Origin of the sequence: Thalassomonas actiniarum (assembly GCF_000948975.2) — a bacterium.
GTDB classification, from domain to species: Bacteria; Pseudomonadota; Gammaproteobacteria; order Enterobacterales; family Alteromonadaceae; genus Thalassomonas; species Thalassomonas actiniarum.
In genome coordinates this window covers 3298512-3314933 of record NZ_CP059735.1, presented here as the reverse complement: position 1 = coordinate 3314933, position 16422 = coordinate 3298512, and the positions used below count along the sequence as shown (strand labels likewise).

The window sequence follows — 16422 nt, the reverse complement described above, 5'->3', positions numbered from 1 at the left end:
ATTATCGGCTAATATCATGTCATAACAAATACATACTCAATGAACTAGCATGTCCACTGCGTTTCCTGAACACTTGACGGCCGACCAAGCTAAGCAGCGGTTGAGCAAATTCGGCAGTAATACCTTGCCCGAAGCCAAACCGCCCAAGCTAATCGGTATCTTTGTGCGCCAATTTATCAGTCCCTTTATTTATGTGTTGTTTGTCGCTGCCCTGGTGTCCTTTTTCCTCGGGCAGCACATCAATGCCTTCTTCATTTTTGCCGTGCTGATACTTAATGCGGTTATCGGCACCATACAGGAGTTTTCCGCAGAAAAAGCCGCCAGTGCCCTGAAAGAGATGGTGCCTTCTTATGCCTATGTGATACGGGATAATAAAGTGGTGAAAATCAACAGCGCCGATCTGGTGGTGGGAGACCTGGTGAAACTGGTTTCGGGAGATAAGATCCCGGCGGACATTCGTTTGTGCAGCCACGATGATTTGCAGGTTGATGAATCTATGATCACCGGGGAGTCGATGGCGGTAGAAAAGTCCTTGGAGCCTGGCTGTCTTGTGCTTGAAGGGGATCGGCAAAAAGCCGTTAATGATACCGATGATAAGGGAAGAGACAAGCCGTGTTTTTGTTATGCCGGTACTGTGGTCATGCGCGGACGGGGGCTGGGGCATGTGATTGCCACCGGAGAAAATACCGAAATAGGAAAAATCGCTTCGGATGTCGGGCATGAACAAACCAAGCCGCCGTTATTATTGCGTATTGAAACTTTCACCCTGAGGATCACCTACGGGATCCTGCTCTTAATCGCGTTAATTTTTATTATTACCCTGATCCGCGGCGATAACCTGGGCAGTGTCTTTCTTCTGGCGGTAGCGCTTGCGGTATCGGCCATTCCCGAAGGACTACCCGCCGCGATTACCGTAGCCCTGGCAATCGGCATGCGCCGCATGGCCAGAGTTAAAGTGATCATCCGTAACTTACTGGCGGTTGAGGCTTTAGGTTCATGTACTTATATCGCCTCCGATAAAACCGGCACGTTAACGGTCAATGAAATGACGATAAAAAATATCTGCCTCACGGACAACAGCCGCTATCAGGTAAGCGGCCAGGGGCTCAATCCCGAAGGGGAAATATCGGCCTGTGAACAGGGGGGGAAAATCGCTCGGGTAGAATTGCTGGTGGTGGCAGGCCTGTTGGCAAATGAAGCCTATCTGGAACAATCACCGCAGGGCTGGAGCGGACAGGGGGACATGGTGGATGTTGCTTTTTTACTGCTGGCCCATAAATACGGCCTGGATTATCAAACAACACGTAAAGCCTGTCCTGAGCTTGGGCAAATCCCCTATGAATCCGAGAATGCCTATTGCGCCAGTGTGAATCTTTATCGGGGGAAGAACACTGTCTTTGTTAAAGGCAGTGTCGAAAAGTTGTTGACCATGTGCGCCCCCGAGCAGGCTATGGCGGGGGTAACTGCACAGGCAAATGCCCTGGCAGCCCGTGGACAGCGGGTGCTGGGGCTGGCATATCGCCAGGTGGACAGTATTGACGGTCAGCTTGACCAGGCATTGCATGGTTTAACCTTTATCGGTTTGGTGGGTATGATAGATCCCCTGCGTCCGGAAGTGCCTGATGCCATCGCTGAGTGCAAACAGGCGGATATCAATGTCGCCATGATCACCGGCGATCATCCCGATACCGCGCTGGCCCTGGCCCGGGAAGCAGGTATTGCCGACCGGAAAATGCTGGCGGTCACCGGGGAGCAGTTAGCTCAGGCTTACCGGCAGGGCAAAAGTAGCTTTAGTTTATGTATCCATGGCAGCAATGTCTTTGCCCGGGTTTCTCCGCATCAAAAAAAACAAATTATCGATCAGCTTATGCACGATGGCGACTTTGTTGCCGTTACCGGTGACGGTGTCAATGATGCACCGGCATTAACCCAGGCTCATGTCGGCATTGCCATGGGGCTGCGCGGTACGGATGTCGCACGCGAGAGTGCCGATATTATTCTTACCGATGATAATTTTGCCTCCATCGTCCAGGGGATCCGCCAGGGCAGGGTTGTTTATAATAATATCCGTAAGGTTATTTTCTTATTGATCTCCACCGGGGCTGCGGAAATTTTATTGGTGTTGTTCTCCCTGCTTTTTTCTACCCCTTTGCCGTTATTTCCGCTGCAATTATTATGGCTCAACCTTGTCACTAACGGTATTCAGGATGTGGCGCTGGCATTTGAACCGGCCGAAGGCAATGAACTCAGGCAACAGGCGCGGCCGCCGGATGAAGCGATTTTCAATCCCCTGATGATAGAGCGGGTGCTGATCAATGCCTTAGTGATGGGAACACTGGCCTTTAGCTTTTTTAAATGGCAACTTGATGCCGGTGTTGCCGAAGCCCAGGCCCGCAACCTGACACTGCTGCTGATGGTGTTATTCGAAAATGTGCATGTTTTAAATAGCCGCTCTGAACACTTGTCTATTTTCAGGCAGTATTTTTTCGGCAACAAATTCCTGCTGTTTGGTATGCTCGCGGCCCAAGGGATCCATATAGCCGCCATGTATACCCCGGGTTTAAAAGACTGGCTGGCTTTATCTCCGGTCACATTGCAGCAGTGGACTATGTTGCTGTTGATAGCCAGCATACTGATTGTCGTGGATGAAGGACATAAACTCTACCATAAACGGTTTTTATCAGCTTCCAGGGAGAATTTTTTATGATAACTGTTGATTGGTTATGGGGAAAATAATATGGATTTTATACTGCTGGTATTGCGCGTTTTTTTTCTGACGATTTTTGCAACCGGGATCGTTATTGTATTCAGGCCGAATGATTTTTTCCAATTTCTTGAAAAACATACCGCCGATCCGCTCTTACATCTGGTAGCGGTTTTTTTCCGCTTGATATTGGGTGTGTTGCTGCTTTTTGTTGCCGAAAAAACAAAGTTTCCGCTTGTGATTGCCTTTGTTGGCGCTTTGGCCATTACCGCTGCCATTATTTTGCTCATTATCGGGCGGCGTAAATTCAGCCGGCTGATGTTATGGTTTTTATCCCGGGCAAAAAAATGGCACCCATTTGGCGGATTGCTGGCAATGGCGTTCGCTGCATTTTTGTTTTATGCCTTATCTTGATTGAGGGTAAAGCCAATGTCTCACAGATGCTAAATGGCAGGAAGGTTATGCTTGGGCGATGGTTTCTGCTTACCGGCAAGGACCGGTTTCTGTCATTAAGAGCCGATCCGACAGTCTTCTATACTGTATAGCAACACCTGCTAGCAAACGTTAGTGTTTGATGCCATCAGGCCAGCTCCCAGAGATAATATGTGTAGCCCGTTGATCACATTTTTTCGTGCCTTACTCCTTGGCGGATTATGTGCTTTGCCTGTGCTTTTACAGGCTCAGCAGAGCCAGGACCGTGAAGTTGTGCTGCGTCTGAAATGGTTTCACCAGTTTCAGTTTGCCGGCTATTATGCCGCACAAAAAATGGGCTATTATCGCGATGCCGGCATGAGGGTCACTATCTTGCCCCGGGATATCAACTCAACCCCGGTGGCTGAAGTGCTGGCCGGAAGTGCTCATTTTGGCATCTCGGACTCGAGTTTAGCCCTGCATAAACTCAATGGCAAACCTGTGGTGGTACTGGCCTGCATTTTTCAAAACTCCCCTATGGTGCTGATCAGCCTGGCCGAGCAGCAAATGGTATCGCCGCTGGATTTTGTCGGCAAACGCATCATGTATCAAAAAGGGGTCAATGATGCCATGATCGCCGCCTTATTCTATGAAGTCGGGCTAAAGCCCGGTGATTACCAGTATTTGCCCCATAGTTTTGATGATATGGCGCTGATCAAAGGGGATACCGATGTTATTTCCGCCTATATCACAGATCAGCCTTTCCTCTATAAACAAAAAGGCATAGAGGTGAATATCGCCAATCCCATCAATTACGGTATCGACTTTTACGGCGATCTGCTGTTTACCTCGCAAAGTTTGCTTGAACAGGATCCTGAACTGGTACTTGCCTTCAGAAAAGCCAGTATCCGCGGCTGGCAATATGCCCTGGAAAATCCACAGCAAGTGATCGGCTGGCTGTTAACGGATTATCACAGCCAAAAAAGCCGGGCTGCGCTGACATATGAAGCCCAGGCTACCCGGCGGGTGATCAGGCCGTTATTGACCGAGCTTGGCAATATCAATATGGGACGCTTTAAGCAGATCTCGAAAATCTATCAGGAAAAAGGCCTGGCGCCAGAATCAGGCGATTTAACCGGATTCCATTATCAGGATTATTTTAAACAGGCACCCCGGGAGGCGTTTTACCTGCGCACCGCAATTTTCTTTGTCGTGCTTGCCCTTTTGGTGGTGACAACGGTACTTAATCTTAACCGGGGACTAAAAAAGTCGGTGGCACAAAGCAGTGAGGAGCTGTACCGGGCCAATCAGCAATTGCAGGAGACCATCTATAATGCCGAGGCGGCAAACCGCTCAAAAAGTGCCTTTTTAGCCAATATGAGTCATGAAATCAGGACTCCGCTTAATGCCATTATCAATATGTCGAAACTTTGCCTGCAAACTCCACTAAACACCAAACAACACAATTACCTGACTAAGGTCCATAGCTCGGCAAATTTTTTATTGCAAATTATCAATGATATTTTGGATTTTTCTAAAATAGAAGCAGGCAAACTCGATCTCGAGCGCAAATCATTTGCCATCGACGGCCTGTTATCGCAACTGGCTATGCTGGCAGGACCTAAGGCCAGGGATAAGCAAATACAGTTGCTGTTTGACTTGCAACCGCCGCTGCCGCTTTATTATACCGGAGATATGCTGCGCCTGGGACAGATCCTGTTAAACCTGGTTAGCAACGGCATCAAATTTACCAGCCAGGGTTATGTCACCGTGACTTTTAAAGCCGTTTCGAGCAAACAGGATATGGTGACCCTGGCAATTACCGTGGAAGATACCGGCATAGGTATCAGCAAAGCGGCACAAAAAAACTTGTTTCATTCCTTTAGCCAGGCAGATGTTTCTATTACCCGCCGTTTTGGCGGCTCGGGTCTTGGCCTGGTGATTTGTAAAGAGTTGGCGTCTTTGATGGGAGGGGAGTTAGTGCTCAGCAGTAAGGAAAATGTCGGCACAAGTGTGACCGTCAAGATCCCCATGGCGCTTGCCCCCGCACCGGCAGTGCCGCAGCAAAGCTGGATGCCGCAGGTGCTGCTGATCGGTACAGACAAGAAAACCATCACAAGTATGGCAAATACCTTAGCGGTGTTCGACATACCTGTAAGCCGTGCAAATTCAGTCCATGGTTTAGCGGATAAGCTCCAGGATATCGACTTGATCCTGATTGATAATTCCTTCGACCCTGTGCTGACCCCGGCGGCGGTGATCGACTTTATCGAGCGACTCGGTCAACGCTCTGACTCCCTGGCCCCGGGGGATAAGAGAATACCGGTTTATTTATTGACCTCAGGCCAGGCTATGCCGGAGCAACTGGCAAGTTATACCGGATATGACCTGAAAAAGCCGATTTATTATTCCCGGTTATACCGGGCGGTGTGCGGCGAACAAGAGGTTGTGGATAAACCCAAGGCACTGCCGCAACCGGTATCACCTGCCTGGCGGGACAAACAGGTACTGCTGGCAGAAGATAATGACATCAACCAGGAAATCGTGATGGAATTGCTGGCTGACAGCGGTATAAAAATAACAGCGGTCGCAGACGGTAAGGCGGCAATCACTGCCTTAGAACAGCATGCTTATGATCTGGTGCTGATGGATATCCAGATGCCGGTAATGGACGGTGTTACAGCCACTAAAATCATCCGCAAAAACCCCGACTGGCAGCAGCTGCCTATTATTGCCTTAACCGCCAGTGCCATGGTAGGTGACAGGGAGGTCGGTTTGAGCATCGGCATGAGTGATTATCTGACCAAACCCCTGGATGCGCAAAACTTTTATGCGGTACTGGCCAAGTGGCTGAGGCCGAACCATACTACGCCAAAGGGGCAACAGCAAGACACTTTGGAGCGTGAAGCCGTGTTAATGATCAATCAGCGACGGGTTGAGGGGATAGATTTGCAGGCAGGATTAAGCAGCTGCCTTGGCAAACGCCCTTTGCTGGAAAAACTTGTGGTGCAGTTTGCCAAAAAATTTCGCCATATCAGCCCGGAGCTCAAAGACGCCATCCAAAATCATAACTATGGCAAAGCAAAAGCTATCAGCCATAACCTCAAGGGGGTTGCCGGCAATATCGGCGCCCTCACCATATCCCGCCTGGCCGCCGATATCGATAAAGGCCTGGCACAGCAGCCGGTAGAAATAGCAGAAGATGCCCTGGTACAACTTGAGCAGGAGTTGCAGCGTTTATTGGCCAGTCTCGGCAGTCTTGATTAAGCCATTGCCTTAAGTTTCACTTTGTTCTGTCTGCTAAATGCCTGCTAACTGGTTGACCATTTATTGACCTCGATCAAGTGTTGTGCTCGTTTATCGCCCTCTCGCTGTTTATATGTTGCGCGCAAAGGCGCAAAGGCATACAAAAGCCGGGTAGGAAAAGAACACGGAGTGTGTGCTCTTAAACTGATGTTGCCCGAAAGGGCTAAAAGCTTTCTATTGTTGAAATGAGTTTTCATTTCATAGGCTGTCGGTAGAGTTATATGGAACCAAGGAGAAAGGAATGTCGTTCTATACAGATGTCTTGAACTATGAAAAAGTGAAAACCCTTGCCGCAGATATTGATCATATCGATCTGTCCACGACAAAAATCATCAAAGACCCGGATGTTGCGGCGGCAACCGCACTGTCAATTTACAATAATAATGATATCAGCACCGAAGCATTAATCGAGGCGGGGAAGCGCAGGAAAAAAGCTTACCGTAAAAATAACATCATAGGTTTTGTGCCTATTTACCTGACCAATCACTGTGACGGCGAATGTAAGATGTGTGGCATGCGCAAGAATAATGACAGCCTGGTGCGCCAGTTTTCCACCCCTTCGATGATAGATGAGCAGCTGAAATTCCTGTACGAGCAGCAACATATGCGCGGGGTGGCTTTTTTAACCGGTGAATATAACGACGGTTTTGCCCGCAGCGCCAATGCTTTTATTGTCGGCTATGCACTGCGCCGCGCCCTGGATTTCGGTTTCAAAACCGTTTATATGAATATCGGCAGCCTGCAGCCGGAATATATGGAAATTATTGCCGACTTTATCAAACCCGAAGACAGGCACAGGGTGGCGATGTGTGTCAATCAGGAAACCTATAACGAAACCATGTATACCCGGTTTATGGCCCAGGAAGGAGATGCCTTTAAGGCAAACTTCAAAAACCGCATCGACTCCCATGACTCCTGGTCGAAAATGGGTTTTGTTTCCCACCAGATAGGTTCATTATTGGGAGTTAATAAGGATGTCGGCGAGGAAGTTGCCGGCCTGATCGCCCATGCCAAGTACTTGATGAGCACCACGGCAAAAACCGTGTTTTTCTCCCTGCCGAGGTTAAACCCGGCCCTGGGCACCTCGAATAAAAAACTGGTCCAGGATGACGCTTTAGTGCGCGTGATCGCCACTTTGGCCTTTGTTGCCCCGGAAAGTGCGGTGATGATGACCACGCGTGAAACCCGCGAGTTGCAGGACCAGGTGATGCCCTTGCTTGGTTGTCTGGCCCCGGGAACACCGGAAGTGGGCGGTTATCTCAATGACCCAGAAATGATGCCCAACAATGAAAAAGTGGCCCAGTTCAGAATTTCCGATACCCGGATGCCCAGGGATACTTTTGAGCGGGTAGAAGCCAATACCGAGTTTAATATTCTCGATTTCGTTTCTGAAAATAACCGTGCTGAAACCGGGCTGGTTGCCAACCACTAACAGATTAACTTTCTATTAACCGCAGCAAGCATCAACAAGGCTTGCTGCCTTTAATGACATTTTAAGGGATATATTATGTATAAATTATATTATGCGCCGGACGCCTGTTCGCTGGCGATTCATATTTCACTGGAAGAGCTTAATGCCGACTTTAAGCCCCTGAGGGTAAATATCGGCGAAGAGGTCAGCCCGGAATTACTGGAGGTTAATCCGCTGGCGACTGTGCCGGTGTTGATTGACGATGATTTGATCCTTACCGAAGGGGTGGCGATTCTTAACTATTTAGCCGATCATTTTCCAACATCCAGTCTCAGACCGGAAACCGGTAAGGCCCGCGGTGAATTTTATCAGTGGATGAACATACTTTCCGCCGGGTTGCACCGCAGTTATTGCCGGGCATTTGCCCCCGGCGCTTATGTCAAGTCCGAGCCGGCAGCCGATGAAGTCTATGAAGTGGCGGATGAGGAAATCCAGGAGATGTTTATTTTTATTGATAAACATCTTGCCAGCAGAAGTTATCTTTTGGGAGAGCAGGTCAGTTTTATCGATTTTTATCTCTTTGCCATGCTTGGCTGGACCGACGCACTGAGCTGTCCGCTGTCAAGTTACGAGAACCTGAGCGCCTTTTATGAAAGGATCCGGGTGCGTCCCGCAGTACAAAGGGCTTATGCCACGGAAAATGAATAGTTGCTGTTAGCGCCTTTGCGTTAGCAAGAAGGCGGATGCCTGCCGAAAAAAGGGCTGTGCATCCGCTTAGGGCGAAATACCGAAAATTAAATCTTCAAAAAATGTTCATCGCCTAATGCCGGTCCCTCGGGCAAAGCTTCGGCAACATAATCATCGATTTCAATCAGATTTAGGGTGGAGTAAATCGCTTCCGCCTCTGTCAGGGTATCTTCCATAACAAGACGGACAGTTTCAATAGTACAATCGGACTCCTCCAGAAATCTCTGGTAGAGCACCTGGGTATCCTCATGCGCCTCGTCGGCTGCCAATACCCCCTGATCGCGGCCGCTGTGGTTGAGATTCAACTTAAGCAGATTTTTCAGCAGGGCATTGTCAACCGGGCGGTTTTTATTATTTTCCAGGGTCAGCACCTGGGCATAAAAATATAACCTGCGGCTTTCCTGGTTGCATTTGATAAAAAAACGTTTGCCGCTGCCAAGCAGCAAAGTACAGGCGCCGCTGGCATCCAGGGTTAAATCGTTAATCCCCAGCAGCTTGGCGATTTGAGGTAAAATCTTGCTATTTAAATACGTGAGCATATTTTTTCTCCAAAAAATTATTGCCGGTTTGCTTATGGCTTAGTCAACTTCTTCCATGGCGGAAAAATCTACCGTGAGGATATCCTGGTTATCTTCACTGTCACTGGCATTGCTTTGTGTGTCATCGAGATCTATGCCTGAGGTTAATGCCGTGATATCCACCACATCCTGGGGATGGCCGTGCAAGCCCATGGTCAGTTGGTCCAGCATGGTAGTGAGATCTGAAAATTCATGCATGGCATCGTCAACTTCCTGAGAAATAAACGGCATTTGGCTGCCGTAATCGGTAAAAGTTTGCTGTGAATAATTACCAAAAGGCATCTCCATGGCAGAAAACGGTACTTTTTGCTGAGCAAAAGTGGCCGAAGTATGCATACCTTCACTGTGCAAGTCGCCCGGCTGTTGGCTGTCCATTTGTTGCATGGAACTCATCTGGGCTTTCTTGGCATTGGCGCTCTCTTTTAAGTCGGCTAAAATCTTGTCGTAAGCGCCCGGATGCTGCTTTTCCATCGCTTCTTTTTTATCAAAAACATCGGACAGGGTTTTGACATTGCTGTAGGTGGTCACTCCCTGGTTTAATTTAGCAGCTCCCTGCATACCAAAGCCGATGGCCTTGGGCACAGGGTGCGGGGCTTTTGATAACACAGAGCCTGTGGAGTTAAGGCCGGCATTAACACCGCTGTTTACCGTCATATTGGTGAGGATTTGTGCGCCGTTTACCTTTTGCATTTCTTTAAAACTGTCGGCAAATTCATGTACGGTATCGTCACTGACAGTCATAAACTGGTAGGCAATATCGCCGGTTTTTACGGCAGTGTCTTTGGCGGCAACCAGGCCGTCAATATCAAGGTGGGTGAAGGCTTCAACTCCTTTTTTTAGTACCTTTTTACCGGCGTCCTGGGCTTCTTCCATGGCAATACCGGTTAAGGTCGAGCGGATAGTGCTTTGTATTTCATCATCATCCAGGGTCTGATAAACATCACGCATTTCATTGAGTTCAAGTGCGGTATCTTTGACATGGGTCATACGTTCTATGCTGAAATTGGGAAACTTCTGGTTCCACATGTCTTTGGAAAACTCCGTCAATTGCTCTTTTTTCTTGTGTGCAAATTGAGTCGTCTCTATGCCGTGACTGTCCATCTCATTGATCTTGGTCGCCAGGGTATGGTCCCCCTTGCGCATTTTGCTTAATTGTTCGTTGCTATAGGTCGGCTCGCTTTCCTCAAGATGATCAAAACTGTCAATATCGGCATAACCGTTGGGATCATAACCATCGCCAAATTCATAGCCTTGCCCCATTTGGTTCAGTCTGTCCATCAAGCCCGATAACCGGGTTTGCATCATGGATAACATGGAAGTGCTGCCTAAAGTTGTGTTGTCGCTGCTGCTGCCTTGAAAACCGCTGTTGGTGTCGGTGTCCTGCAATTGCTGTAAATCCGTTTGTGCAATTTCAGTGGGCTTCTGGATGGGGGATGTTAGCATAATTGCTCCTTTACTTAGTTTATTTTCATAGTTGCCGGCCTGCTTCAGCGCACTGAAACAGGCCGAGATTTTCCTTTTTTATTATTTTTATGGCTTGTTACTGAGTAAGGAACAGCAACAGGGGCAAAGTTACACTGTGCTAACTTTGCCCCTGGCTGTTATTGCTATGAAGTGTTATTGCAATTGAGTACAAAAGGTGGCTTAAATAAAATTCAGCCGGGAAGAGAAATTATTCAGGTTCGGCAGGGCCTGCGCCAGTTGCTGCTCGGTGAGGCCAAACCAGCGACCCAGCGGCTCCGCCATTTGTTCTACCGAGGTTGTGGGAATCAGGCGGCCGCTGCCGGCGTCCTGAGCGTGGCCAAAAGACATCGGCGGCATATTGCCGTAAATATTACGGCCGTTGACCGCATCGCCGATGACAAAGTGATGGCCGCCCCAACCGTGGTCGGTACCGTCATCGTTAACCGCCAGGGTTCGGCCAAAATCAGAGGCGGTAAACAAGGTAACCTTATCCCCGAGACCAAGCTCCAGCATGCCGGTATAAAATGCGGTTATGGCGCCGTCTAACGCCGCGTGCAGTTCGGGTAAGCTTTTTGCCTGCTCTGAGTGGGTATCAAAACCGCCCATGCCGACGATAAAGACCTGGCGTTTTACCCCTAAGGTCTCTTTGGCACCAATGGTACGGGCAACCCCTTGTAACTGCCTGGCAAGGTGACTTTGCGGGAAGGAGGTGGTTAAAGGAGCGATCCCGGCAAGTGCCCGGTTATAGCTGTTATTGGTGGCGCTGGATTTTGCCAGGGCGGCGGCAATATCCTGCTGGGCTAAATTGCTGCTGCTAAAGTCTGTTGCGGAAAAATGCGAGGCCAATAGCTGTGCCAGCGCTTCGTTATCGTCAACATCCCCTAAAGCTTTGATTTCCTGTGCTTCACCGGCATTTATCTGGTAGGGAATGGCATGCTCTCCGGTGAGGAACAGGTCATTGCCGCCGCTGGTGATGACACTAAATTCCCGGTTGCTGTTTTGACCGGCGCTGATGGTGGCATCGGCAAAAGCGCCGCCCCAGCCATAAACCGCACCTTCGGGGGAGCTGGAAAGCCAGGTGGCTTGCTGGTCGTTATGGGAAAATAACCGGCTGGGTAAGGCTACCGACTCCTGTTCAAATTCCGTTTGTGTCGCCGGGGTGATCAATGGCCCGACATTGCCTATGATGGCGGCATTGCCCTGGGCAAATAAATTGCTGATCCCCGGCATTTGCGGCGGCAAGGCAAAAGCGCGTCCGCCGAAACCGGCAGCATTATCCGGATTCAGGGGCAAGAGATTATTTCTGTCCCTTTGCCCCTGGTATTGACTGACCAGCGACCGGCGAATTTGCGCATAACGGTTATAAGAGGGTTGATCATAAGGTAAAACGGTATCATGGTTGTCCATGCCGCCGTGGAGAAAAACACATACCAGCGCCTTATAGTCATCTCCCGTGGCGGCCAGGGCACTGAAACTGCTCAGGGCAGAGCTGACCGCCGTTAAGCTGCCCAGGCCGGTGGCGGTGGCCAGGGCGGTGGAATTTTTCAAAAATTGTCTGCGATTCATTTTCATGGTGATTGTTCCTTTACGGCATACGCCCGTTAGCCTTGTACCAGAAACTCAGGGCTGGTCATGATCATCAATATGGCGGTTTCTACCCGCTGGGCTTTATCTTCGGTGTCGATGGCGTTAATGGCTGTGATAATGCGCTCGCTTGAGCTTGTTGATAAGCTGCCTGCCGCCAGCAAAGTATTAAGATGGGCCACTAAGGCCGAAGCATCATCAGCCAAAGCGATTTCATCGCTATAGTCGGCAGCAAAACTGCTGGTAGCTGGTCCGGGATCTAAATTGATATTATCGACTTCGACAAATTCCGCATATTCCCGGCTGTATTCTTCACTGTCCATATCGCCCTGAATGAAGAAGCTGATAAAATTGATATAACCGGGTAAAGTCGTGGCGTTGATAATTTGCAGTTCGGGCATGGTCATACCCGCGGCGCCGGTTAAGCTTGCCGGTTTTATATAACCCGGGCGATAAAAGTTAAACACCGAAGGAGAGCGGTAGGCATGCTGGCCTAAACTGCTGGCTGAGCTGGTATCCCATAACTCGAACATATATTCCGGGCTGATGTTATCTTTGGCAAAGGCCCGTGCCCATTGGCTAAACCTTAACACCGGCTCTTTGACCTTGCCAAAGCCCTGTTCGGCGGCGGTTTGTCTGGCGGCATTATCGGCCAGTACCGCCGCCAGGGTTGCTTTTAAATCTCCCCTGATTTCTGTACCGACACTGGTGCCGTCTTTAAAGCGGTATACGCCATTTTCAAAAGCATTGGCCACCCGTTCAATATACGCCGGGCCGGGGTTGCTGGTGACGAAACGCTGGATCAGCTGACGGCTGATAAAAGGCGCAAGGTTAGGGTGGGCAAAAATAATATCCAATGCCTGGCTGATGCTTTCCTCTGCCGGGGTATTGGCGGCAATGGTTTGGCCGAGGAAGGTTTTTTCTAAACCCGAATGGGAGTCTTCAAAGGTTTGCATCGGCATGGCAACCCTTAGCTGCTCCGTTAATTCTTCGCCGTTATCATCGAGGCCTTCATATAAATTTAAGCCGGTAAAAACTCTTGCCAGCCCGGTAATATCGGCATTGTTATAGGTTTCGATCGCCTGGCCCTGGTCGTCCACTTTAACAGTGCCGTCCATATTTAATTCAACCAGGCCTATGGTAAATAACTGGAGTATCTCCCGGGCATAGTTTTCATCTGGCATTCGTCCGGTGTCGGGATCGCCTTTTTCACTGCCCATATAGGTCAGATAAAACCCCATGGCGGGGGAATAGGTGACCGCTTCGAGTAACTCCCGGTAATTACCGAAGGCATGGCGGGTCAGCAAATCCTGGTAATACCCTATAGACTGGGGGACATCAAACAGCAGGTTTTCACCAAAATCTGACACCACCAGAATTTGTGACAGGGCAAAGGCCATGCGTTGGCGCAGCTGATCGTCCGCTTCCAGGGCATTTTTCCAAAATGCCATACCGGCAACATGCTCGAGCAGGCCGACTGCACGGTATTGTGCAATCAAAGGGGAGTGCAGGCTTGGCGGCTTTTCAAATTCATTTTTTAGCCAGTTTGAGACACTGATCCCCTGCATGGCTGAAATGCTCTCGTCTGTTGCTCCGAAGCTGGCCTGGGTCAGGAAGCGGCTTATCTGGCCGGAGTCGGTCAGTACCGGATCTGTGCCCGTTGTTCCTTCATTGCCCGTTTCGCCGCCTGAATTCGAGCCACCACTACCTGAGTTACCCGTATCCGGATTTACCACCGGGGTATTGTTTGCGGTATTCGTGTCCGTGCTATCGCCACCACCGCCACAGGCGCTAAGTTGCACGATAAGGGCAAGTGCGAGGGCTAGGCTAAAATGCCGTTTCATTTGAATCTGCTCCCAAAATACATAAACCTGTGTTGATTTTATAAGAGTACAGGCCAAGTTTTGTTTGAGTAATGTTATGCTTTTGTAGAGCGCTAAGAAAAAAGGAATTTTCCGCCTGTCTATGTGCAAACCGTGAATTTTACCGGTGCCGCTCAATAATCAGCTTGGGAGCCGTTAAAAACCCGACTTTTCCTTAAATCGCCTGTGCTACATTCGGATACAAAGCGATGCATTTCTCAACTGTTTACCGCTTTTTGCTTTTGTTAAATTTTCTCCCACAAGCCATGAAGTAGGGGATGTCCCCGGGTGAAGCCATATGATTAAGACATTGAGAAAAATAACACCAATACCCACACCAGGTCAGCGAATTGTCCAGCAGAGCGATTTAAAGCGTAAAAACTATCTGACACTTGCAGGTATTACAGATGAAGCCCTGGCTTTGGTAAATGCTATTTTGGATCAGGCTGATGCGCTTTTTGCCCGGACAAGCTTAAACCTCAGCGCCGCCGACAAAGAGAAACTGATAGAAATTAATTATTATATCAAGGGATTATACAGGCAAGAGCAGACAGAAAATGCCACTTGCATAAAGCAACAGCTTAAATGCTGGTATGAACAAAGGCAGTTTTTGCTGCAAGCTGTGATGACAGACGGGCAAAAGCAGCGGTTAAAAATCTTTAACAGACAATTACGGTTTATCCTGGATGCCGTACACCATAACCACGGTAATCAAAAACTGAATAAACTGTTTAATCAGCTGGAGAATGAACTTAACAATAAGCAAGCATTTTCTGGTAACAATAACGGCAAGCGCTTAACTGCAGCTGTTTATTTACCGCAGCAGTCGGCAATGCTGAGCATTAACCTGGCATCTTAACCGCTTTGAGCATTCGCTTTCATTACGACAAACCGGGCAAGAACTTTGCTCTATGATGCCCCGGCAGGTTTTAGGCCTGAGGCCAATGCCTGTTTACGTCAGCATTAAAGCCGGTAAACACTTTGGCAATGAAATAACTGATTTGCTCGCTGTCGGAGCAAGGGTTTTATGTTAAATTAATAATACAGGAGAGCCGTTTAACGATCGCTAGTCAAGGAGAACATATGAAAATAGCCGTTTTTTCCAGCAAAGCTTATGATCAGCAATATTTTGGGAACGACTGTGATAGCGGTTTTACCATGACTTTTTTTGAAACCCGGTTGAATGCACATACTGCCGTGACGGCACAAGGGTTTGAAGTGGTGTGCTGTTTTGTTAATGATGATCTCAGTGAGGCCACCATCAAGGTCTTAAAAGAGGTCGGCGTCAAGCTCATCGCCCTGCGCTGTGCCGGCTTTAATAACCTGGATCTACAGGCCGCACAACAGGCAGGTATTACCGTGTGCCGGGTACCTGCCTATTCTCCCCACAGCGTGGCCGAGCATGCGCTGGCGCTGTTGTTATCCCTGAACCGAAATATTCACCGTGCTTTTAACCGGGTGCGGGAAAACGACTATAGCTTAAACGGTCTGTTAGGTTTTGACTTATACAAAAAGAAAGTTGCGGTGATAGGCACAGGAAAAATTGGCAGTACTTTTGCCCGCATCATGACAGGATTGGGCTGTGAAGTGATTGCCTGTGATCCCGTGCAAGATAGCGAACTGATAAAGCTGGGGGTCTCTTATGTCACCCTGGAGCACCTCTGGCACCAGGCGGATATTATTTCCCTGCATTGCCCCCTGCAACAGGATACCTTTCACCTGGTGAACGAGCAGGCGATCAGCCAAATGAAACCCGGCGTTGCCCTGATCAATACCGGCCGGGGCGCACTGATTGACACTAAAGCGGTGATCTCAGGATTAAAGTCCGGCCATATCGGTTATCTCGGTCTGGATGTCTATGAAGAAGAAGCGGATTTATTTTTTGAGGACAAATCCAACACCTTATTGCAGGATGATGTTTTTGCCCGCTTACTCACTTTTCCCAATGTGCTGATCACCGGACATCAGGGATTTTTTACCAAAGAAGCGTTAACCGCTATCGCCCAAACCACTATGGCCAATATCCGCGCTTTTGCTGCCGGTGATTTTGCCGCGATGCAATTAGTGGGGAAATAACCCGGGGTAGTTTATTACCCGTTGAGGGTGTTTTTTTACCCGGAAAAAGCCATAAAGGTGATCAGCTTACCCGTTATTTTTCCGGGGAGATATTTAACCCGGGTCATGTTTTGCCGTTTCGTTTTGGTTGCTTTTTACAATCTTTGCCTGCGGCAACAGTTAATGTCGATCTGCTGTCCTGCCAACAAGGAATCAGTTTGTGCCAATCTTGGCATGGGAAGCCCTAACATGAAATGTTTAAATAATCTACAACAAACAGGCGGAAAATTTATTTTTTGT

General features: G+C 48.9%; 11 protein-coding genes. 7 read left to right on the top strand and 4 right to left on the bottom strand.

Translation table 11 applies throughout. From position 1 onward, the window contains the following. Positions 1 to 49 precede the first annotated feature (49 nt). From SG35_RS14475 to SG35_RS14455, 5 genes are all read left to right on the top strand, one after another. A complete protein-coding gene (locus SG35_RS14475) occupies positions 50 to 2707 on the top strand; it encodes a cation-translocating P-type ATPase (protein ID WP_044834533.1) in 2658 nt (885 codons plus the stop codon). A 30-nt stretch (positions 2708 to 2737) separates the two neighbouring features. Beyond that, positions 2738 to 3118, top strand: coding sequence for a hypothetical protein (locus SG35_RS14470; protein ID WP_152646724.1), 381 nt, complete (start codon positions 2738 to 2740; stop codon positions 3116 to 3118). Between the two features lie 189 nt (positions 3119 to 3307). Next, complete coding sequence (locus SG35_RS14465) at positions 3308 to 6382, top strand: ABC transporter substrate-binding protein (RefSeq protein ID WP_152646723.1); 3075 nt, start codon at positions 3308 to 3310, stop codon at positions 6380 to 6382. A 280-nt stretch (positions 6383 to 6662) separates the two neighbouring features. Further along, entirely contained in the window at positions 6663 to 7853 is a 1191-nt protein-coding gene (locus tag SG35_RS14460; RefSeq protein WP_044834530.1) for a hypothetical protein, read from the top strand. Between the two features lie 75 nt (positions 7854 to 7928). Continuing rightward, positions 7929 to 8540, top strand: coding sequence for a glutathione S-transferase family protein (locus tag SG35_RS14455; protein WP_044834529.1), 612 nt, complete (start codon positions 7929 to 7931; stop codon positions 8538 to 8540). An 86-nt stretch (positions 8541 to 8626) separates the two neighbouring features. Here SG35_RS14455 and SG35_RS14450 read toward each other — a convergent pair whose 3' ends face one another. The 4 genes from SG35_RS14450 to SG35_RS14435 all read right to left on the bottom strand — a co-directional run bounded on the left by SG35_RS14450 (position 8627) and on the right by SG35_RS14435 (position 14049). Further along, a complete protein-coding gene (locus SG35_RS14450) occupies positions 8627 to 9118 on the bottom strand; it encodes a CesT family type III secretion system chaperone (RefSeq protein ID WP_044834528.1) in 492 nt (163 codons plus the stop codon). 39 nt (positions 9119 to 9157) lie between these two features. Further along, positions 9158 to 10600 carry a hypothetical protein gene (locus SG35_RS14445; protein WP_044834527.1) on the bottom strand — a complete coding sequence of 481 codons (1443 nt, stop codon included), beginning with the start codon at positions 10598 to 10600 and terminating at the stop codon, positions 9158 to 9160. A 201-nt stretch (positions 10601 to 10801) separates the two neighbouring features. Further along, positions 10802 to 12193: a DUF1501 domain-containing protein gene (locus SG35_RS14440; protein WP_053043254.1), complete on the bottom strand. Its 1392-nt coding sequence runs from the start codon at positions 12191 to 12193 to the stop codon at positions 10802 to 10804. A gap of 29 nt (positions 12194 to 12222) precedes the next feature. Next, positions 12223 to 14049 carry a DUF1800 domain-containing protein gene (locus tag SG35_RS14435; protein WP_044834649.1) on the bottom strand — a complete coding sequence of 609 codons (1827 nt, stop codon included), beginning with the start codon at positions 14047 to 14049 and terminating at the stop codon, positions 12223 to 12225. A 316-nt stretch (positions 14050 to 14365) separates the two neighbouring features. On the opposite strand from SG35_RS14435, the gene SG35_RS14430 reads away from it, so the two are divergent. Continuing rightward, entirely contained in the window at positions 14366 to 14926 is a 561-nt protein-coding gene (locus tag SG35_RS14430; protein ID WP_044834526.1) for a hypothetical protein, read from the top strand. Between the two features lie 224 nt (positions 14927 to 15150). Further along, positions 15151 to 16143 carry a 2-hydroxyacid dehydrogenase gene (locus tag SG35_RS14425; protein ID WP_044834525.1) on the top strand — a complete coding sequence of 331 codons (993 nt, stop codon included), beginning with the start codon at positions 15151 to 15153 and terminating at the stop codon, positions 16141 to 16143. Positions 16144 to 16422 lie beyond the last annotated feature (279 nt).

What these genes read in the sequence shown, in the direction of transcription:
- SG35_RS14475 (WP_044834533.1), top strand. Translation starts at nt 50, where the DNA reads ATGTCCACTGCGTTTCCTGAACACTTGACGGCCGACCAAGCTAAGCAG.
- SG35_RS14470 (WP_152646724.1), top strand. Translation starts at nt 2,738, where the DNA reads ATGGATTTTATACTGCTGGTATTGCGCGTTTTTTTTCTGACGATTTTT.
- SG35_RS14465 (WP_152646723.1), top strand. Translation starts at nt 3,308, where the DNA reads ATGTGTAGCCCGTTGATCACATTTTTTCGTGCCTTACTCCTTGGCGGA.
- SG35_RS14460 (WP_044834530.1), top strand. Translation starts at nt 6,663, where the DNA reads ATGTCGTTCTATACAGATGTCTTGAACTATGAAAAAGTGAAAACCCTT.
- SG35_RS14455 (WP_044834529.1), top strand. Translation starts at nt 7,929, where the DNA reads ATGTATAAATTATATTATGCGCCGGACGCCTGTTCGCTGGCGATTCAT.
- SG35_RS14450 (WP_044834528.1), bottom strand. Translation starts at nt 9,118, where the DNA reads ATGCTCACGTATTTAAATAGCAAGATTTTACCTCAAATCGCCAAGCTG.
- SG35_RS14445 (WP_044834527.1), bottom strand. Translation starts at nt 10,600, where the DNA reads ATGCTAACATCCCCCATCCAGAAGCCCACTGAAATTGCACAAACGGAT.
- SG35_RS14440 (WP_053043254.1), bottom strand. Translation starts at nt 12,193, where the DNA reads ATGAAAATGAATCGCAGACAATTTTTGAAAAATTCCACCGCCCTGGCC.
- SG35_RS14435 (WP_044834649.1), bottom strand. Translation starts at nt 14,049, where the DNA reads ATGAAACGGCATTTTAGCCTAGCCCTCGCACTTGCCCTTATCGTGCAA.
- SG35_RS14430 (WP_044834526.1), top strand. Translation starts at nt 14,366, where the DNA reads ATGATTAAGACATTGAGAAAAATAACACCAATACCCACACCAGGTCAG.
- SG35_RS14425 (WP_044834525.1), top strand. Translation starts at nt 15,151, where the DNA reads ATGAAAATAGCCGTTTTTTCCAGCAAAGCTTATGATCAGCAATATTTT.